Origin of the sequence: Streptomyces sp. NBC_01210 (assembly GCF_036010325.1) — a bacterium.
Classification (GTDB): Bacteria; Actinomycetota; Actinomycetes; order Streptomycetales; family Streptomycetaceae; genus Streptomyces.
On record NZ_CP108549.1, the window covers coordinates 3,834,794 to 3,854,918 of the forward strand.

A 20,125-nucleotide genomic window follows, 5' to 3' on the forward strand; every position below is an offset into this window, starting at 1 on the left:
ATGGCGGAGGGGGCGCGTAGCGTCGAAAGCACCAAGTCTGCAATCCACCTGTCCGGAGGAGAGCAACAGCGATACGCACACAGAGATACACATCCGCACACCCACCGCCCGCGGAGCCGAGCCGGCCACCGCGGGCGGTGTGTCGTGCCGGATCCCGCGCCGCCACGAACCTGCGCCGCCACGAACCCGTACAGCAGCGGCCCCGTACGGCCGCGGCCCCGCGCCGGCCCGCGGCCTCACACCTTGCCGATGCCGAGCGTGGTCACCCCGGGCAGCAGGCCCGTGCCCAGTACCTCGACCCAGAGCGGCCCGAGCAGCTCGACAAGGCGGTCGCGGTCCTCGTCCGCGAGAGCAGCCCAGGGCGCGGCGGCCAGTTCGTCCGTACGCCGCTCGACCTCGGCCCGCAACTCCCGCCCGGCCTCGGTCGCCGCACCGTCCACGTCCAACAGCCCGCGCGCCACGAGCCGTTCACGCGCCGCGCTCCACTCCTCCTCGCTCCAGCCGCGGCTCGTGAAGGTCTCCACCGGGGCCGCACCGATGCCCGCGAAGGAGACCAGCGCCTCGACGGGGCCGAGACCGGCCGTCAGCAGTGCGGCGAGATGGCCGTCCCCGCGGTGCTCACGCAGGATCGTCGCGGCCTGCCCGCGTACGGAGCTCACGAATTCACTCTGGACGGCGCCTCCGTCAGGTTCCGTGCAGCCAGAACAACCCCGACGAAGGTCGGCCAATTCGTCACCGTATGGAAGAGGTCCGCGGGCGGGCCGATCCAGCCCTTCGACGCCGAGGACCCCGTCGACCTCTTCGCCATCAGCACCCGTGACAGTCACTATTTCGGACAGTTCGTCTTTCCGCGAGACGTGCTGTGCGAACGGGACGTCGTCTCAAGGAACGGTTCCGGCGGGAAGCGGGCGTTCCGCGTCTACCCGCCGTGGGTGACGACGACCAATCGCCAAGCCCGCAGTTCACAGGCGTGGCAGCTGAACTATTTCCTGCATATACCTGAGGACGGTCCGGTCGACTCTGCCCGTGCCCAAGCGCTCTACCGCCCAGGACACCCGCTCCAGGGTCGCGCTCCGTCGAATTGCCCCATGGGGACCGTCACGACCCCAGAATTGTCGTGAGGAACTCGCCCGTCCACCCCAGCAGTTCGCGCCCCACCACCGGCTTGCCGCCGATCTTGCCCGCCGTCGGGCGGGGCACCAGGATCTGGTGGACCGCCGGCTTGATCACCGTACGCGGATAGAGACGCTTCAGCCGCAGCTCCTGCGACTCCCTCAACTCCACCGGCGCGAAGCGGATGTTCGAGCCCTGGAGCACGATTTCGCCGACCCCGCACGCCCGGGCCAGCATCCGCAGGCCCGCCACCAGGAGCAGGTTCTCGACCGGTTCCGGGAGCTTGCCGTAGCGGTCGGTGAGTTCGTCACGGACCGCCTTGATGTCCTCCTCGGTGTTCGCCGAGGCGATCGCGCGGTACGCCTGCAGACGCAGCCGCTCGCCCGGTGCGTAGTCGTGCGGGACATGCGCGTCGACCGGGAGCTCGATCTTGACCTCGAGCGGGGGCTCCTCCTCCACACCACCGTCGACCGCGGCGCGGTAGTCCGCCACCGCCTCGCCCACCATGCGGATGTACAGGTCGAAGCCGACGCCCGCGATATGGCCGGACTGCTCGCCGCCCAGCAGATTGCCCGCGCCGCGGATCTCCAGGTCCTTCATCGCGACATACATTCCCGCGCCCATCTCGGTGTGCTGGGCGATCGTCGCAAGGCGCTCGTGGGCGGTCTCGGTGAGCGGCTTCTCCGGCGGGTAGAGGAAGTAGGCGTAACCGCGCTCGCGGCCCCGGCCCACGCGGCCGCGCAGCTGATGCAGCTGCGAGAGACCGAAGTTGTCGCCGCGCTCGACGATCAGAGTGTTCGCGTTGGAGATGTCGATACCGGACTCGACGATCGTCGTGGAGACAAGCACGTCGAACTTCTTCTCCCAGAAGTCCACCACGACCTGCTCGAGCGCCGACTCGGGCATCTGGCCGTGGGCGGTCGCGATACGGGCCTCGGGCACGATGTCACGCAGCCGGGCCGCCGCCCGGTCGATCGACTCCACGCGGTTGTGGATGTAGAAGACCTGGCCCTCACGCAGCAGTTCACGGCGGATCGCCGCGCCGAGCTGCTTCTCCTCATAAGGCCCCACGAAGGTGAGCACAGGGTGGCGCTCCTCCGGCGGGGTGGTGATCGTCGACATCTCGCGGATGCCGGTGACCGCCATCTCCAACGTACGGGGGATCGGTGTCGCGGACATCGTCAGTACGTCGACGTTGGCGCGCAGTTTCTTCAGCTGCTCCTTGTGCTCGACGCCGAAGCGCTGCTCCTCGTCGACGATGACCAGTCCCAGGTCCTTGAACCTGGTCTCGGCCGAGAACAGCCGGTGCGTGCCGATGACGATGTCGACCGTGCCGTCCCGCAGGCCCTCCAGCGCGGCCTTCGCCTCCGCGTCCGACTGGAACCGGCTCAACGCCCGTACATTCACCGGGAATTGGGAGTAGCGCTCGGAGAACGTGCCGAAGTGCTGCTGCACCAGCAGTGTCGTCGGCACCAGAACCGCGACCTGCTTGCCGTCCTGCACCGCCTTGAAGGCCGCCCGTACCGCGATCTCCGTCTTTCCGTAACCGACGTCGCCGCAGATCAGCCGGTCCATCGGGACCGTCTTCTCCATGTCCTCCTTGACCTCGGCGATCGTGGAGAGCTGGTCGGGCGTCTCCACATACGCGAAGGCGTCCTCCAGCTCCCGCTGCCACGGGGTGTCCGGACCGAAGGCGTGGCCGGGCGCCGCCATCCGCGCCGAGTAGAGCTTGATCAGGTCGGCGGCGATCTCCTTGACCGCCTTCTTCGCGCGCGCCTTGGTCTTCGTCCAGTCCGCGCCGCCGAGCCGGTGCAGGGTCGGGGCCTCGCCGCCGACGTACTTGGTGACCTGCTCCAGCTGGTCGGTGGGAATGTAGAGCCGGTCGCCGGGCTGGCCGCGCTTGGCCGGGGCGTACTCGACGAGCAGATACTCGCGGGTCGCGTTCTGCACGGTCCGCTGCACCATCTCGATGTACCGGCCCACGCCGTGCTGCTCGTGAACGATGTAGTCGCCCGCCTCCAGAGTGAGCGGGTCGATCGTCTTGCGACGGCGGGTGGGCATCCGCTGGCCGTCCTTGCCGGCCGCCTTCTGACCCGACAGGTCGGTCTCCGTCAGCACGGCGAGCTTGAGGCCCGGGTCGATGAAGCCGTAGTCGATCGAGCCGCACGACACATGGACGACGGACGGGGTGATCTCCCGGAGGTCGGCGTCGAGGCGGGCCGCGATGCCTTCGCCGCTGAGCACCTCGACGGTACGGGAGGCGGGGCCGTGCGCCTCCGTCACGTACGCCGTGCGCCAGCCGTCCGCCAGCCAGCCCTTGGTGTCGGCGAGCGCCCGCGCGGTGTCGCCGCGGTACGTCTCCGGGGCGTGCATCCCCAGCTTGAGGGTCTCGTCCGACAGCTCTTCGTCGGCCGCGAACGGCGAGACGGACCACCACATCATCCCGAGCTCGCGAGCCCGGTCCCGAACATCCGCGAGCCCCCACAGCGAGGCCGCGCCGACATCGATCGGGGCCTCGCCACCGCCGGCCGTCGCCGCCCAGGAGGCCTGCAGGAACTCCTGGCTCGTCGCCACCAGGTCCGCGGCCCGCGTCCGTACCCGCTCCGGGTCGCAGACCACGGCCATCGAGCCCTTGGGCAGGACATCGAGCAGCAGCTCCATCTCGTCGACGAGGACCGGCGCGAGGGACTCCATGCCCTCGACCGCGATGCCCTCGGCGATCTTGCCGAGCAGCTCACCCAGCTCCGGGTGCTGTTCGGCGAGGGCCGCGGCCCTTTGCCGTACGTCGTCGGTGAGCAGCAGCTCGCGGCAGGGCGGCGCCCACAGCCCGTGCTCCGCGACCTCGAGCGAACGCTGGTCCGCGATCTTGAAGTACCGGATCTCCTCGACGTCGTCGCCCCAGAACTCCACCCGCAGGGGGTGTTCCTCGGTCGGCGGGAAGACGTCCAGGATGCCGCCGCGGACCGCGAACTCGCCGCGCTTCTCGACCAGTTCGACCCGGGAGTACGCGGCGGCGGCCAGCGCCTCCGTGACCTCGCCGAGGTCGGCGGACTGCCCCGAGCGCAGAGCCACCGGCTCCAGGTCACCGAGCCCCTTGACCTGCGGCTGCAGTACGGAGCGGATGGGCGCGACCACGACCGACACCGGTCCGGTGGCCGGGTCGTCCTGCGTCGGGTGGGCCAGCCTGCGCAACACCGCGAGCCTGCGGCCCACGGTGTCGGAGCGGGGCGAGAGCCGCTCGTGCGGCAGGGTCTCCCAGGAGGGGTATTCGGCGATGCCCTCCTCGGGCAGCAGCGAGCGCAGCGCGGCCGCCAGGTCCTCGGCCTCCCGCCCGGTCGCCGTGACGGCCAGCACCGGCCGCCCGGCCTCCCGGGCGAGCGCGGCCACCGCGAAGGGACGCGCGGCGGGCGGGCCGACCAGGTCGACGTGCATACGGTGACCGTCCGCGGCAGCCTTCACCGCTTCGGCGAGCGCCGGGTCACGTACGACGGCATCGAGCAGACCGTGCAGGCTCATGAAGGGCTTCCATCCGGGGAGTGGGCAACGCGAACCGCCCGACACGTCGAACGGGCCGGGGTGCTTCCAGCCTACGGCTGCCGACTGACAGCCGCGTCCGGAATCGTCGCGGCGCGGATTGCGGCCCGCCGACGTACGGCCGCGGCCGTGTCCCTTGGCTGTGTCCTGGCCATGACGGGGGCGGTGGAGGCGCTGCGGCTCACCGGGTTTCCCGGGGCCACCGCGCCCGCCTGGAGCGGGACGCCGGACCCGAGACCTGGATCAGGACCGTCGCCAGGCGGCTCGCGCACGACCGTCGCCAGGCGGCTCGCGCACGACCGTCGCCAGGCGGCTCGCGCACAAAAAAGACGCCGGCCCCGGGTGCGCTTGGAGGAGTGCACCCGGGGCCGGTCCCCTATCTTAACCGCGCCGAATGACTAAGGGCGGAGTTCCCCGAACGTCCTCACTGCCTGGTAGTACTTCTTGGCAACGTTCCGGCACGCCGCACGCTGTGCAGGCGTGTAAGGACCCCACTGGCCATTGCACACCTTGGTCATGTCACTCAGGAACGCCTGGTCGATACGCAGCTTGTTCGCAGCGCTGAATACGCTCAGCTTCTTGTGGTTGCGGTAGCCGAAGTCGTGCCGATGACACGCTGAATAGAAATGGAATCCGAGCGGGCTGTCCGACACCTTGGAGCAGCCGTCGGTCGACCAGTCGAAGCGGTAGTAGTTCGAGCCTTCCTGGTTGAGGGCGAGGTAGTCGAACCACTGGTTCTGGGAGGCCTGATCGTTGCCGGTCAGGGCGCGAAGCTTATTGAGTCGCACCTGATGACCGACCATCGGGGCGACTTCCCCGGCCTGCGAGACGGAAGGCCCGGTCTTGGTCTTCACATCCACGGGATCCGCGGCGGCGGGAGTCACCGACGCGAAACCGACGACGCCGGCCAGTGCGATGCCACTAAAGGCAGCCTGAACCTTATTCATCTGTAAACCTTTCCCCGAATTCATGCGTTGCCGGCGAGCTGGTCAGTGCCGCCGACTCCGGGAAGAAAATTAGCGCAGCCGAATCGATCAGTGAAGGGATTTCCAGGAAACCGCCGGGGAACGGACAGCGCACCCTCAAAGGAACCTCAAATTCCACAACCGGGGCAGAGTGAATCCCCAGTCGAATTCATGGGCAATCCTGACAATCGCGAACGAAAAGTCACGCAAAATTGCGCGCACCCCCGGGCCCACGCCGTCGTGTGAACCACCTCACACATGCCTCAACTCCCGGGCGCGCGTGGGCAGTCGGCACGCAGCGGGTGACCCCCGGGAGCACGGAGGTTCTCACCGGAACCGGTCATCATCGGCCGGGCGGACCTGCACCCGGTGCGCCTGCACCCTCCCCCTGCGTGAGGCTCGAGTGAGAAGGTGTCCGGGGAAATACGTGCAGGGGGAAGGGATCCTGGGGTGAGCGCGGAGGGAAGCACGGACGATCCGGAGGGCATAGGGATGAGGCCTGCGGCGGACGCGGGGCGCGGGGGCCGCGCCCGAGCGGGGAGCACGACGCCCGCCGACGGCGTCCGGCGCGGGGCGGATGCCGCCCCGGGGAGCCGCGGCCCCGCCGCCGAGGCCAGGCCTGCGGCCGGAGACGCCTCCGCAGCCGACGCCACGGCGGCCCCTGGTGCCGCCACCGGGGCGGGAACCGACACCCGGCCCGCGGCCCGCACGAGATCTGCGCCCGACGCACCCGAGGCCCCCGGCTCCGACGCCGACGCCCCGCGCCGTGGGCCCGTCGTTGCCGCGCTCATGCTCGGGATGGCGCTCGCCGCGCTGGACGGGACCATCGTCTCCACCGTCGTCCCCCAAATCGTGGGCGACCTCGGCGGCTTCTCGGTCTTCTCCTGGCTCTTCTCCGGCTATCTGCTCGCCGTGACGGTGACCCTGCCGGTGTACGGGAAGCTCTCCGACACCTTCGGCCGCAAGCCCGTCCTGATCGCCGGCATCATCCTCTTCCTCCTCGGTTCAATGCTGTGCGCCGCAGCGTGGAGCATGGCCGCGCTGATCGCCTTCCGGGTTGTGCAGGGACTGGGCGGCGGAGCCCTCCAGGGCACGGTGCAGACCATCGCCGCCGACCTCTACCCGCTCAAGGAACGCCCCAAGATCCAGGCGAAGTTGTCGACGGTGTGGGCGAGTGCGGCGGTGGCCGGGCCCGCGATCGGCGGCCTGCTGGCCTCGTACGCGCACTGGCGCTGGATCTTCCTGATCAACCTGCCCGTCGGCGCGGTCGCCCTCTGGCTGGTCGCCCGCCATCTGCGCGAACCGTCCCGTACGCGACCGGCCGCCCGCCCCCGGATCGACTGGCCCGGCGCCCTGGCCGTCTTCGCCGCCGGAACCCTCATGCTCACCGCACTCGTCCAGGGCGGCATCGCCTGGCCCTGGCTCTCCGTACCCTCGCTCGCCCTGATCGGCGCAAGCGCGGTCCTCGTCGCCATCACCGTCGTCATCGAACGCCGGGCCGCGGAGCCGATCATCCCGGGCTGGGTCTGGCGGCGGCGCACCATCGCCGCGGTGAACCTCGCCCTGGGAGCGCTGGGGCTCCTCATGGTCGCCCCCACGGTCTTCCTCCCCACCTACGCGCAGTCCGTCCTCGGCCTCGGCCCGATCGCCGCGGGCTTCGTGCTCTCCGTGATGACCCTGAGCTGGCCGGTCAGCGCCGCCCTGTCCAACCACGTCTACAACCGCATCGGCTTCCGGCAGACCGCGATCATCGGCATCTCCCTCGCCGGCTTGATCCTTGCCGCCTTCCCCCTCCTCCCCTACCCGGGCGCACCCTGGCAGCCGGCCCTGATCATGCTGCTGCTCGGCGCGGCGCTCGGCCTCTTCCAGCTCCCGCTGATCGTCGGCGTCCAGTCGACAGTGGGCTGGTCGGAACGGGGCACCACCACGGCCTCCGTCCTCTTCTGCCGCCAGGTCGGCCAGAGCATGGGCGCCGCGCTCTTCGGCGCCGTCGCCAACACGGTCCTCGCCGCCCGCCTGGACGGCACGGGCGACCTGGACTCGGTCGCGCACGCACTCGCGGACCCGTCGTCGATGACGGCCGAGGCGGCCGACCACCTCCGGCGGGCGGTGGACGCGGCGGTGGACTACGTGTACGTGGGGGCTGCCGCGGCGGCCGGAGTCGCCCTGCTGATCCTGGTGTTCGTCGCCCCGCGCCGCTTCCCGGTCATCGCCGACAAGCCGGAGGATTAAGCGGTGTGCGATCTTCGTGAAGGTCTCGCCGCTCGGGGCCTGCCCCGCCCGAGGCTGGTGACCATGAGAAGGCATCTCACGGCCGCCGGCCTCCTGCCAGGTGCAGGCGCTTGCACAACCGACAAGGACGAGAAGAGCCTCAGCCCTCCGCCGCCGCGCGGCCTCGTCAGTACCTCAGGGCTGTGGCGAGTGGACTCCTGCGCCGCCGCGAAGGTGCGATCAGAAGCACGGCCGGCGCACTGCCCGGCCGCGCAGGGGCCTCCGTCAGCCGAGATGCCAGAGCGCGCCGCCCGCGAGCACCATCACCAGGCCCGCGAAGGCCATGAACGCCCCCATCAGCCGTTGGTACCACGGCTGAGCCCACATCGTGGGCGACCGGTCCAGCTGCCCCAGCTGCGCCCCGCCCAGCAGGTAGCGCTGCCTGATGTTCTCGGCCCGCCGTGTAGCGATCCCCCGCACATTGAACGCCCAGCTCGCACCGCACCACACCGCGATCAGGCCGCCCAGCACGAAAACGGCGATGAGCACCGGCGACGGCGCGTGCGCCCCGGCGGCAAGGTTCATTCCCTCAGTCACAATTCATTCCCCATGGGGTGCATTTAGCTATCGGACCAATCAACAACCCACTTCCCTTCGGCGAACAACCCCTCCAGGGATTCACAATCCTCAACCCAGTAGTCTCCGTACCCGTTCTTGAACTCTCGATCGCATGCCATCGGAATTAGATAGATCTGCGGAGAATCCGGAAGTTCGAAGTGCACGTGTGGAACATCGGGCCAGTGCTCTCCCTGCCCCGGCGTCTGCCGGGGCAGGGAGAGCACTGGCGTCCTCCGCCAGCGTCTCTAGTAGTAGTCCTCATGTCGCCGATCCCGCCCCGTCGGCAAGATCTGCTCCTTATCGAAGTTCACCACTCGATCATATTCATCCAGCATCACTCCATAACTAGGAGGGGTATCGGCATCCTTAGGTTCGGAAATCCCAAGGATCGCGCCCAGCACCCCTTCCAATTCCGGTCGCTCAGGAAAACTGATAACCCGGACTTCCGCATAGAAGTGGAACTCATCTTCCATCATCCGCTCCATGCCAACGATCCCGATACTCTACTTGTGGGTAATTTCCCCGTCGAGGGAAACATTCAAGTGACTTCCATCCCGGCTCAGCCAGCCAAGTTTTGCTCTCCCTGTCTTACTGAGCTGAACATCCCATTCAAAAGGCTGCCCCGCAGTCCGCGATGGGCCCTTGATCCATTCATTACCAAAACGGTCGATGTAACCCTTTCGCGGGCCGCGCAACAGTCCTGAATTCAGCGACGTATTATCCGGTGGGACGAACCGAATCCTTCCGGAATGCGGTAGTTGGGCATCCTTGAGGAGCCCCTTCACGCCGGTTCGCGGCTTCGGAACGGGCTCTTCGCATTTCAGGCCAAGCGGATCGACCCACGTCAGCGGGGCACCGACGTAGGCGTAGGGGTCAGGAGCAGGATCGAGCCCGAGCGGATCAGGGCTCACATAACGTGCGATTTCAGAGTCGTAGTAGCGGAAGTAGTTGTAGTTGAGGCCGGATTCGAGATCGTGATACTGGCCCGGGAAACGAAGCGGGCAGTCCACGGACGACGCAGCATCTGTCCCAGCAGGGAACCGAGTACCCCACAGTGTCGTACGGCGCTGCCATGTCACATCGCCTTCCATGGAAACCAGTTCGGTCGGCGTCCCGACAGTGTCGGCGACGACTGCATGGAAGCGGGTTCCGTACGTAGACCCAGCATCGCCGGCAAGCGCGGAGAGAAGAGATTCACCCGCCTTCCGGAACATCGGCCTGTGGTCGGTCTGAGTGAGCGGACGGTGGGTTCCTGGCGCGTAGTCCCAGGTTGTGACCTTGTCGTCGGGCCCCTTCTGCTCTGCCAACCGGGTGTCGTCCCAGGTGAAGTCCGTGCATTCGGCGACCGAGCCGTCGTCCGCCAGGCACTGCTTGGATATTCGGCGGCCGAGCGGGTCGTACATGTACCGCCAGCGTTCGCCGTCCGGCGTCACCACCTCGACCAAGCGGTCCTCCGCATTCCAGGCGTACGTCCAGGTGCGTTGCTGACCGTTGAGGAGCTTGCGGGTCTTGCGGACCAGACGGCCCTGCGCGTCGTGCTCGTACAGTGTGCGCCCGGCGCGACGGATCAGGGTGCCGTCGAATGCACGATCGCCGGAGGACTCGTGCGCAGGGGCGGTGGCATGGGTGAGGTTGCCCGCCGTGTCGTAGGCGTACGTCTCAGTCCAGCCATGGGCCTGCACACCCGTGACGCGCCCCACACGATCGAGGTCGAACCGGCGTGTGCCCGAAGTCAGTTCGCGGATCTCGGTGAGGTAGCCGTCCTCGCGGTATGCGTAGGTGCGGTGCTGGACGAGCCGGTCCGCCTCACTTCGGTGTGCTCGGGTCAGCGACTGGGTGGTCAACCGGTCGGCCTCGTCCCAGGTTTGATCGAGGGTGACGCCATACCCGAGGCGGCGCTCGGTCTCGCGGCCTGCGGCGTCGTAGGCGAAGGTCAGCACCCCGGCGTCACTGCCCAGTTCGGTGGCCCGGCCCGCCTGGTCGTACGTCCACTGCGAGGAGAGCGCTGACGGGGTAGTCCTCCGGATTCGCCGACCGAGAACGTCGTACGTATAGGTCGTGGTACGACCGTTGACAGTTTCCGCGAGGATATGGGCGAGCGCGTCCCGCTCGATTGCGACCACCGCATGGGAATTGGCCGTATGGATCAGATGGCCCGACGCACCGTAGGTGTACGTAGTGGTATCGCCAGTATCGGTGCGCTGCTCCGTCAGACGTCCGACAGCGTCCCGTGTGAAGCGCAAGGTCTCGCCCGCGCCGTTCGTGCGGGATGCGAGGTCACCCGTCGCGTCGTGCGCGTACCCGAGCGTCCGGCCGTCGAAGTCGGTCTCCGCAATCAGGCGGCCCGCCTCATCGTACTCATACAACCAGGTCAGGCCCTGCGGGTTAGTGACCTTGGTCAGCCGCAGCTCGGTGTCGTAGGCAAAGGAGTATGCCGTTCCGTCCGGTTCAGTCCGGGTCGCGGGCATGTCGAAGTGCGTCACCGAGTGGCGGGTCACATTGCCCGCGGGGTCGGTATGCGTGAGGAGGTTGCCTTCACCGTCCCAGGTCCAGGCTTCTCGCGTGCCGTCCGCGTACGCGCGCCAGTCCGGCTTGCCCTCGGTCGTCCAGCCCATGCGGGTGGCACGGCCCAACGGGTCGATCACTTCGACGATGCGGCCGAAGGCGTCGCGGCGCGCCACCGTGGTGTGCCCGAGTTCATCGATGACAGTGACACCGAGCCCGGCCGCGTTCAATGTGATCTCGCGCCTGTGGCCGAGGGCATCCGTCACGGCGGACAGATGACCCAGCTCGTCGTAGCCGTAACGTGTTTCGGCGCCCAGCGGATCGGTCGTGGTGAGGAGGTTGCCCTGCTCGTCGTATGTGTGACGCCAGGTGGCCCCACCGGACTCGACGACCTCAACGGGCTGGCTGAGCCTGTTGTACGCGGCCCGGATGGCAGAACCGTCCGGCAGGTTCAGCGCGATGAGGTTGCCGGTCTCGTCGTATGCGTAGCGCGTCGTACGGCCCAGCGGATCCGTGACCGAGAGCGGCCTGTCGCCCCTCTCGTGCCACTCGGTGCGCGTCGTGTGGCCGAGCGGGTCGGTCTCCTCGACGACCTGACCCTCGGAGTTGTACCGGTGCTTGGACCGCCGCCCGAGAGAGTCGGTGTACGTGGTCGTGCGCGACTCGTCGTCATAGGCGAGGGCCCCGGAGAGAAAGCCGTCGCTGCCCTCTGTGCGCTCGACGCGGCCGCGGGCGTCGTAGAAGTACGCGAACGAGGTGCCGTTGCGGTCCGTCCAGGAGGCGACCCGGCCTTCCGCGTCATACGTGAAACGCAGGGGCTCGCCACTGGAGTTGATGACTTCGGTGAGGTTGCCAGCCTCGTCGTAGCCGTAGCGCATCACGACCGTACCGCCACCGTTGTGCTGTGTCGGCTCGTACCGTGACGGGGTCTCGTCGAGCAGGCGCAGGGCGGTGATGCGCGGGCCCTGCGTGTCGACGGCGAGGTAGTAGCCGCCGGAGTGGCGCAGCGCGGTGGGGATGCCGTCAGCAGTGCGTTCGACATCGATGCGGGCGCCGTTGCGGTCGTGCCAGCTGTCCACAGGGAGGTGGACAGTTCCGAGCGTGTCCGAGGGAACGGGACTGCTGAAGCTTCGTACGACCCCGGAGACCGGGTCGGTGATGGTCATGACGCCGTCGGGCTTGCCGTCCCACTCCAGCGGCCACAGGGCGCCCTTCACCGGGAGGACGGGTTCACTCACCTGCGGCACCGGATAGACGAGGCGCATACCGTCCGCGGCGGCGAACACGACGCCCTCGGCGTCGAGTTGGATGCACTCGTCGAGTGTGGAGACCCAGGTGGGGCCGAAGGACATTCCCGCCCGGTACGTGGACAGGTGGGTACGCTCAAAGGCCAGCGGGAGGCTCGCCGGCAGCGTGAGGTCGGTCTGCGTCATCAGCATGGCGCCGGTCGCCACGTCGATCGGCTCTCCGACGCACGGCGTCTTCTTGGCCGGGCGGGCCGCAGGCCCCAGTTCAACGAGGTCGGGCCGCAGAGTCGGCGGTCGCAGCATCAGGGGCGTTTCGTTGAACTTCCCGAACAAGCTCCCCTCGGCTCCGGCCTTCGCCAAACCGCTCGCCCCGCCGAACGCCCCGCCGTAGATCATGCCGTCTTTCGCCGCGGCATTGATCTCGTCCAGGCTGAAGCCCTTCTGCAGCCCGGTGGCTTTCTTCATTGGCTGGGCCACGGCCAGGTCGATGGCCACCGACTCCACGCCGCCGAAGGCCGCGGCGACCACGGCGCCCGCGGCGATTTCGGCGACCGTGGTCGTGACGGCGACTCCCAGCGTGCCGGCGAGTTCGAGGATGGCTTCGGCTGCTATCGCCGAAGCCCCCGCCGATATGCCCGCCGTGAACCAGGCGAGCCCGAGGCCTGCCACGATGATGGTGGCGTCGATGGCGAGCTCTGTCTGAAGCTTGTTGATGGCGTCATCGACGGCGCCGGCGAGCTTGTCCAGCATCTCCGCCATCTTGCGGGCCGCCTTCGCCATGTCACTGAGCCAGCCCGCGTCCTTCCCCTTGGCGTAGCGCTCCCAGAACACCTCGAACGCGTCGATCGCCTCACCCTTGTTGTTGTGGATGAGGGATGCGGCCGCGTTGTTGACCGGGGTACGTACGTCGTCGACGGCACCGGCGAAGGCCCGCCAGGCATCGGCGGCCTTGCGCAGGGTGCCGGAATCGGCGTCGGGCCACCACATGCCGAGCTTGAGCAGGATCTCCTTGGCCTCGTCCTCGACGCTCACTTGGCACCCTCGCCGTCGATTTTCGCCTTCGCCTTGGTGAACATCCCGGCGATCAACTGCTCATTGTCGACATGCCCGTCCGCCATGTCCGACATCGCCTCATGAATGCTGGTCAGTCCGAGGACGAGGATGCCGGCGGCCCGCTCGATGGCCTTCTGCTGGGGGTGGTAGGCGTCGTAGAACTTCTTGCCCGGCTCATCGTCTCCCCAGGGGGCACCAAGCCCGTCCAGGGTGGTGACCAGCGTCGTCAAGGCCGTACTGAGGTTCTTGGCCTGCTCGTGGAAGACCGGCGCCGTCAACTTGATGTCGGCCGTGTTGATTTCCAGGACCTTGCCGTCGCCCTTGCCATCGCCCATGCGATGCCTCCCCCGTTGCCTACTGCGAATCCCGACCCTAGGGGGCTTGGTTCAAGAGATCACCAAGTGCTTGCCATGCGTGGGCAACGAATCAAGTGCAAGCGGATGTAACTGCCGTAGGTCCACGGCGCGTTCTCTCAGCAACGACGCCGATCGTCATCGTCCCTGCATCCAGCTCAACCGACACCAAGCCATGTGCCGTCCATGCTCCTCAGGACGGCACACAACCCCGTCAGCCCTCCGCCGCCGCGCGGCCCGTCAGCGTCGCCAAGCTGTGGCGGATGTGCGCCATATGCGCGGCCATCTCCTCGCGGGACCTCTCGTGCTCGCGCAGCACCCGCTCCGTCTCGCGCGCGATCCGCTCCTCGCGGGCCCTCGCCTCGGCGATCAGCGCGGCGGCTCGTGCCTCCGCGTCCTCCTGGCCGGGGCGGGTGTTCTCCTCCGCCTCGGCGAAGGTGCGCGTGGCCTCGGCGAGTCCGGCCTCGGCGTACGCGGCCAGCTCGGCATGGCGCGCGTCCAACTCGTGCTCGTGGTATGCGAGTTCGCGCTCCATCGCCTCCCAGCGCTCGGCCTGCTCCTGCTCCAGGTCGGCCAGCATGACCTCGGAGCGGCGGCGCATCTCCTTCCAGGCGGCCACGGCCTCGCCGCGCCGCTCCTTCACCTCGAGGCGGGCCTCGATACGGGTCTCGTCGGCCGTGGTCTGCGCGGCGAGCGCGAGCTGCTGGGCGCGCGCTTCGGAGTCCGCCCGGAGCGCCTCGGCATACTCACGGGCCTCCTCGCGCGCCTGGCGAGCGTCCGCGTCGGCGGCGTCCCACACGGCCTGGGCCTCGTCCCGCGCCGCGGCCAGCAGGTGTTCGGCCTCCTCCACGGTCAACGCCAGCAGGTACTGGGCGCGGCTACCGAGACTCTCGTAGGTCTGCGGGGTGAGCGCCGAGACGACCTCGCGCAGGCTGACGGCCTCCGCCTCCATCTCCCTGGCGAGGACGGTGAGACGCGCCGCACGTTCCCAGGCGTCGTCGCGGTCCTGGGACAGAGCGGTGACGTAGGCGTCGGTCTCCTTCACGTGGTAGCCACGGCCCCGTACGGCTACGAAGCCGTGAGGTGACACCGATGCAGCACTCATCCTTCAAGCCTCTCCGACACACGACGCAATTGGCGCACATCCTGCTAGATCCAAGCGAAATGCTCATAACGCGACACTCCACCTGTCGATACTGGTCAAGAATGCATCATTGGGCGAAAGAAGCCGGAAACAGGACAAACAGCAGGACGCTCAGCCTGCCGTTGACTCTCCGTACGACGTCGGCCCTTCCTGCCAACCCGTCCCCGGTGCCTGAGTGAGCGTCATGTTCGTGAAGATTTGGTGAGGCTCTCTGTGGTCAGCTCCCGGCGCGGCGGAACACCCTCCCGCGCGGCGGCAGACAAGAAAGCGCCCGGCCTGTGTCGTACAGGCCGGGCGCCTCAGTCATCCACACGGTCGCCTTACAGCAGTCCGTCCCACATCTGCTCCAGCAGCACCGACCACCAGCTCTCCGGCGACGCCAGCGCCGCCGGGTCCAGGGCCGCGAGCTGCGCCTGGAAATCGACCGTCCAGCGGCCGGCCTGCTCCGGGTTGAGGCTGAAGCGCAGCCGCCACATCCGGCCGAGCAGCGCCAGGCAGCGTACGAACTCCGGAAGGCCGCTGTTCACGAACTGCGGCGCCACCGGCTGGCCGCCCGGCCCCGCCTCCACCGGTACGGCCACAATGTGCGCCGTGCCGTACTGGACACAGATCGCCCGGCCGAAGTCACTGCCCACCACCAGGTACGAGCCCGCGTCCGCCGCCGGCTGCAGCTGACGCTGCGCCGCGAGCTCCGCCAGCGTCGGAACGACCGGCTGGGCCGGCTGCGCCCAGAAGAACGGGTTGAAGTCGCCCGGCAGACCCGCCCAGACCAGAGTGGCCGCCACGACCTCCGGCACACCCTGACGCGAGACAGCCCGCTGGTCGAACCGGCAGATGCCCTGCGGGCCGAACGCGGCCACCAGCTCCTGCGCGATCCCCTCCGGAGGGATCGGCGGGGCCGGCGGCACCTGCGGCAGCGGGGCCCGGACCGGCGCGGGGCGCGCCGGACCGTCCGCGACCTGGTGCAACTCACCCTGGTGGGTGAGCAGATGCTGCATGCCCTGCTGTCGGCTGGCGTGATCCCTGCCGTACGGCGCGACGGAGGTGATCCGCACCTGCGGCCAGGTTTCCCGGATCATCCGGGCGCAGTAGCCGCCGGGCAGCTCGCACGACTCCAGCTCGGTGTGGAGCTCGAGCACCTGCTGCGGCGGCACGTTCATGGCGCGCAGCTCGTGCAGGATCTGCCACTCCGGATGCGGAGTCCCGGGCGCCGAACGGCGGATCAACTGGGCCTCGGAGCCGTCGGGCGCGCGGTAGCGCAGCACGGCCTGATAGCCGGGGCCGACGGTCGGCATACCGCTCGGCTGCTGCGGATAGCCGTAGGCGGGCGGCTGACCACCCTGCTGCGGCAGCGGCGGCTGCGGTACGGGACCGGGCGGCGCGCCGGGAGGTGCGCCGAGAGGTGCACCGGGCGGACCGGGCGGCTGCGGCGCGCCGGGACCCATCTGGGCCGGTCCGGCCAGCATGGTCGCGGCGTGGTGGACGCCACCACCGGGAGGACCGGGCGGCGTCGGCGCACCGGGCGGACCGGGCGGCTGCGGAACCCCGGGCGCACCCGGAGCCCCCGGCGGACCGGGCGGCTGAGGCGCACCCGGACGACCCGGACCACTGGGACCACCCATCTGGCTCGGGTCCGCCAGCATCGTCGCCGCATGGTGGACACCACCACCCGGCGGAGCGGGAGGAGCAGGCGGACCGGGCGGCTGCGAGCCCTCGGGGCCGAGCTGCGAGACGAGCTGCGTCGGCAGATAACCGCCCGCCGGAGCACCTGGCGCGCCCGGACCCGACGGCGGCGGCGTCGCGCCCGGCCGCGCACCCGGAGTACCGGGAGCACCGGGCGGCGGCGGCGTCGTAGAGCCGCTGCCGCGCGAGGCGCGCGGCGTTACGACCGCCTTGCTCGTCGCCGCGTCCGCGATGTCACTGGCCCCCGCGCCCGGGCGCGGGGGCGCACCGGGCGGCGGCGACTGCGGCGTCTGAGACGAATGCGGTGACTGCGGCTGGGGCGAATGCGGTGACTGCGGCTGGGGCGAATGCGGTGACTGCGGTGACTGCGGCCCGCCGGGCTGCGGGCCCAGCGCCGGGGCGACCGCGGTCCGCGGCAGCCGGCTGCCGCCCGACATCAGCGCGGTCGGCGCCTCCGCGCCGGTGACCGGCGGCGGGGCGTCATCGCCATCGGTCCCGGAGATCGGCGGCGCGAACACCGTGGCCGGCAGCGGTACGGACGCGTCGTCGGAACCGGCGCTGGTGTCCGTCCACGGAGTCGCTCCCGACGGTGTGGCGGGCACACCCTCGGAAGCCGTCGGCTCGTAGTCGCCGCCACCACCGGCGCTGGGCCACACGGACCCGCCCTGCGAGGCATTGCCGCCGGAGGAACCGGGCTCGGGCCACGCCGAGCCGGGCGCGGACGAACTCCCGCCCGCCTGGGAGGCGTTGCTGTCCCGCGCAGGTGACGCGGGGGCGGACCAGTCGGCCCCCGCAGACGGCCCGCGTGAAGCCGCACCCGCACCCGCAGGCTCCGGCGACCCCGAAGGCGTACTGGAAGGCGTCCCCGAAGGGGAACCTGAAGGCGTGTCCGAAGCCGCGCCGGACGCCACACCCGAAGCGCGCTCCGGCGACCTGCGGTCCGGGATCCCGATCTTGTCCGCCGCCTCCTGGAGCCACTCCGGCGGGCTCAACAGGAACGACGTCTGATTCAGATCGATACGCTGCGGCGGCTCCGGCGCTGCCGCGGACTCCTCCTGTATCCCGTACTCCTCCTCGTACCGGCGGATAACCTCACCCACCGGCAGTCCCGGCCACAGCGTCGCCTCACCACTGTCCCGGGCGATCACCAGCCGCTGCTGCCCGCCGTCCGAACGAGCCCCGCCCTCGCGGTCCTCCGCCCACACCACAAAGCCCAGCTCGAACTCCCTTACCCGCACCTCACGATGCTGGTACGCGGGCACATCGCCGTTGACCCACTCTTCCGCGCGCTCCTGCGCCTGCGCGAAGGTCACCATCGGACCGTCACCCCTCGTCCGAGATCGGGACGGCGCGCGCGAAGCCGCCGTCCACCATCAGGTTCGCCACGGTCTCCAGCTCCGGCGGATTGCCCGCCAGACGCTGCAGAAAACCGTCGAAGTCGTCGCCGCACGGCAGCAGCAGCCGCTCCACGCGCTCCTGCACGCTCCAGCCGTTCTGGTCCCGTGCGTCGTCGTACGCGCAGAACCACACCGAGCCGACTGCCGAGCCCTTGACCTTCACCGCCAGAATCCCGCCCTGGACGAACGCAACTCCCAAGTAATCCTTGGTCAGATGGTCCCGCAGGCACTTGTTGAGATACAGCAGGTCATTGACCGCGGCCTCGTCCCGCACCGTGAAGAACGGCTGGTCGACCAGCAGCCCCAGCTCGGCGTCGAGCGCCGCCCCGACCGGAGCGCAACCGCCCGCCGCCTTCAGGAAGGAGCGGTACGCCCCCGGCAACCGGTAGCCCAGATCCTCCTCGACACTCAGCAGCTGCTGCTCGCTCACCGACACAACGCCCTTCGGCAGACCGAAATGCGCGGGCCGGGTCTCCTGCAGCGGACGCGTACCCCGCTTGCTCTGGTCCACCGGCGTCGTCGTGAGACCTCCGTGATGCCGCAGCAGCGCCTTCACCTCGACGGGCACCAGCTCCAGCCGACGGGTGCCCGGCACGTGGTGCCAGGTCCAGCCGTGCGGAGTGGCGACCGAAGGAATCGTGTCCCACAGCGCATGACCGTCGGCGTGCAGCGCCGCATTCGCCGATACGTAATCGGTGAGCCGCAGCTCGTCCACGCCGAAGCCCTCCGGGGGCTCCGCGATCTCTGCGGCGGCACGCGCGTAAGGCGAGAAGACCGGATAGCCGTTGTCGTCCACACGCACACCCCTGGGGTGGCGAGAGGCCCGGACCGGGTCCGGGAAGTTCACGACTTGCCCGGCGTAGGCCGCATTCGGTGGCGCGGCTTGCTGCCCGAGCCGACCTGTCGTCATGGCGGATGCCCCCTGCTGCTTCTGGCTGGTTCAGGACAGCCTATGCGGTGGGGCAATAGGGAGGACCGACGCTCTGCTTCCATCACGAAGGGTCACATACAAGTGACCGAATGACGAAGAGGCGACACGTTTCAGCCCCCAGCTTCCACACCACCCGTCCCATTTGGCAGGCTGTCCCGCAACTCGGGGGAGTGCAGGGAGGGAACGAGCACACCATGCACACAGCGCAACCAAATGCTTCAGGTGATCCACGCCTCAGTTGGAGCAGTACGGACGCCGGCCGCCCGCCCGCACTGGGTCACCGACGCGACGGAATCCTGCCCGCCGTCGCGGCAGCACTCTCCGTACGCGGCGAGACCCTCACCTGCACCGCGGGCAAGGCCGACCAGCCACCCGTACTTCACGCGCTCGTACAGGATTTCCTCGACACCCTCACCAGCGGCGAGCGCGAACGCTTCACCGGCCGCTGTCCGGAGGCAATCCTGCTCTCGCGGCATCTCACCGCCGCGGAAACTCAGCGCTCGAAGCGGGCCCAGCGCAAGCCACTGACCCACAGCGAGGCGAAGCGGACCTTCAAACAAGCGAAACTGACGGCACGTCGCATCCGCGAGGACGGCGATCCGCTGCACGGCAGTTACGCACCACCCTGCCGTTCCTGCGCGGCGATGCTCGACCACTTCGGCGTACGCACCGTCGACCCGACCGCGACCCAGAACGGCTGACCCCGCACCAATGCCCGACCACCTCAGCACCACCCGGTTCCCGGTCGCCGTCGACGCCGCCCTGCGCGACGCGGGCTGGCAGCCCGGCCGTTGGGACATCAAGCAGGCCGAGCACTGGGCCGACACCCTGCGCTCGTACGCCTCACCGGCGGGCCACCGGCATGTGGTCTTCCCGGCGGCCGTCGAAGCCTGGGCGGAGTTCGGCGGACTGCGCGTGACGGCGCCCGGTCCGGGACGGCACACGGCGCCCGTACCGGTGCACTTCGACCCGCTCGCCGGGCTCCACCTCGCGCGCACTCTCGCGGACCTGGGGCGCGCGCTCGACACGGAGGTCTCGCCGCTCGGGGAGGAGGGCGACAGCCAGGCCGTACTGGCCATCGATGTCGAGGGCCGGGTCTACAGCCTCGACCACACCGGCGACTGGTACCTCGGGCCGGACATCGACCAGGCGCTGGCCACCATGGTCACGGGCGTCCAGCCGGTCCGCCTGACCCTGGGCTGAGCGACCGCGGCGACGACCACCGAGCGCGCCGCGAGACCCTCTGCCGGGACCCCCGAGCCTGATCCGAACCGGGGCCGGGCCCGGAACCCGGACCCGAGCCGACCGCCGAACCGGACCGCCGGCCCGCACCCGAGCCTGGACCTGGACCTGGACCGAGACCGGAACCCG

12 protein-coding genes and 2 pseudogenes are annotated in these 20,125 nt (G+C 69.3%); 4 read left to right on the forward strand and 10 right to left on the reverse strand.

The window, feature by feature from the left end; genetic code table 11:
• Positions 1–236: 236 nt before the first annotated feature.
• Positions 237–641, reverse strand: a pseudogene (locus OG735_RS17250) (SCO6745 family protein); the annotation flags it as partial.
• On the opposite strand from OG735_RS17250, the pseudogene OG735_RS17255 reads away from it, so the two are divergent.
• Positions 600–1,049, forward strand: a pseudogene (locus OG735_RS17255) (MepB family protein); the annotation flags it as partial. The pseudogenes OG735_RS17250 and OG735_RS17255 sit on opposite strands and share 42 nt — an antisense overlap.
• Positions 1,050–1,098: 49 nt before the next feature.
• Here the strand turns inward: OG735_RS17255 and mfd are convergent.
• Both mfd and OG735_RS17265 read right to left on the reverse strand, forming a co-directional pair.
• Complete coding sequence (mfd, locus tag OG735_RS17260) at positions 1,099–4,629, reverse strand: transcription-repair coupling factor (RefSeq protein ID WP_327324065.1); 3,531 nt, start codon at positions 4,627–4,629, stop codon at positions 1,099–1,101.
• A gap of 416 nt (positions 4,630–5,045) precedes the next feature.
• Positions 5,046–5,594, reverse strand: a complete 549-nt coding sequence (locus OG735_RS17265) for a phospholipase (protein ID WP_327324066.1) — start codon at positions 5,592–5,594, stop codon at positions 5,046–5,048.
• A 510-nt stretch (positions 5,595–6,104) separates the two neighbouring features.
• Here OG735_RS17265 and OG735_RS17270 point away from each other — a divergent pair.
• Complete coding sequence (locus OG735_RS17270) at positions 6,105–7,844, forward strand: MFS transporter (protein WP_442812615.1); 1,740 nt, start codon at positions 6,105–6,107, stop codon at positions 7,842–7,844.
• A gap of 264 nt (positions 7,845–8,108) precedes the next feature.
• Here OG735_RS17270 and OG735_RS17275 read toward each other — a convergent pair whose 3' ends face one another.
• The 7 genes from OG735_RS17275 to OG735_RS17305 form a co-directional block, all read right to left on the reverse strand.
• Positions 8,109–8,420, reverse strand: a complete 312-nt coding sequence (locus OG735_RS17275; protein ID WP_327324068.1) for a hypothetical protein — start codon at positions 8,418–8,420, stop codon at positions 8,109–8,111.
• A 266-nt stretch (positions 8,421–8,686) separates the two neighbouring features.
• Complete coding sequence (locus tag OG735_RS17280) at positions 8,687–8,926, reverse strand: hypothetical protein (RefSeq protein ID WP_327324069.1); 240 nt, start codon at positions 8,924–8,926, stop codon at positions 8,687–8,689.
• A gap of 18 nt (positions 8,927–8,944) precedes the next feature.
• A complete protein-coding gene (locus OG735_RS17285; RefSeq protein WP_327324070.1) occupies positions 8,945–13,225 on the reverse strand; it encodes a polymorphic toxin type 17 domain-containing protein in 4,281 nt (1,426 codons plus the stop codon).
• Positions 13,222–13,581 (reverse strand): hypothetical protein, encoded by a 360-nt coding sequence (locus tag OG735_RS17290; protein ID WP_327324071.1) that lies wholly within the window; start codon positions 13,579–13,581, stop codon positions 13,222–13,224. The genes OG735_RS17285 and OG735_RS17290 overlap by 4 nt, the downstream gene beginning before the upstream one ends.
• Positions 13,582–13,813: 232 nt before the next feature.
• Positions 13,814–14,704: a cellulose-binding protein gene (locus OG735_RS17295; RefSeq protein ID WP_327324072.1), complete on the reverse strand. Its 891-nt coding sequence runs from the start codon at positions 14,702–14,704 to the stop codon at positions 13,814–13,816.
• 359 nt (positions 14,705–15,063) lie between these two features.
• A complete protein-coding gene (locus OG735_RS17300; protein ID WP_327324073.1) occupies positions 15,064–17,742 on the reverse strand; it encodes an SUKH-4 family immunity protein in 2,679 nt (892 codons plus the stop codon).
• A gap of 7 nt (positions 17,743–17,749) precedes the next feature.
• Positions 17,750–18,733: an SMI1/KNR4 family protein gene (locus OG735_RS17305; protein ID WP_327324074.1), complete on the reverse strand. Its 984-nt coding sequence runs from the start codon at positions 18,731–18,733 to the stop codon at positions 17,750–17,752.
• 215 nt (positions 18,734–18,948) lie between these two features.
• Here OG735_RS17305 and OG735_RS17310 point away from each other — a divergent pair, with 215 nt between their 5' ends.
• Complete coding sequence (locus OG735_RS17310) at positions 18,949–19,455, forward strand: YwqJ-related putative deaminase (RefSeq protein WP_327324075.1); 507 nt, start codon at positions 18,949–18,951, stop codon at positions 19,453–19,455.
• 10 nt (positions 19,456–19,465) lie between these two features.
• Positions 19,466–19,957: an SUKH-3 domain-containing protein gene (locus tag OG735_RS17315; RefSeq protein WP_327324076.1), complete on the forward strand. Its 492-nt coding sequence runs from the start codon at positions 19,466–19,468 to the stop codon at positions 19,955–19,957.
• The last annotated feature ends 168 nt before the right edge of the window (positions 19,958–20,125 follow it).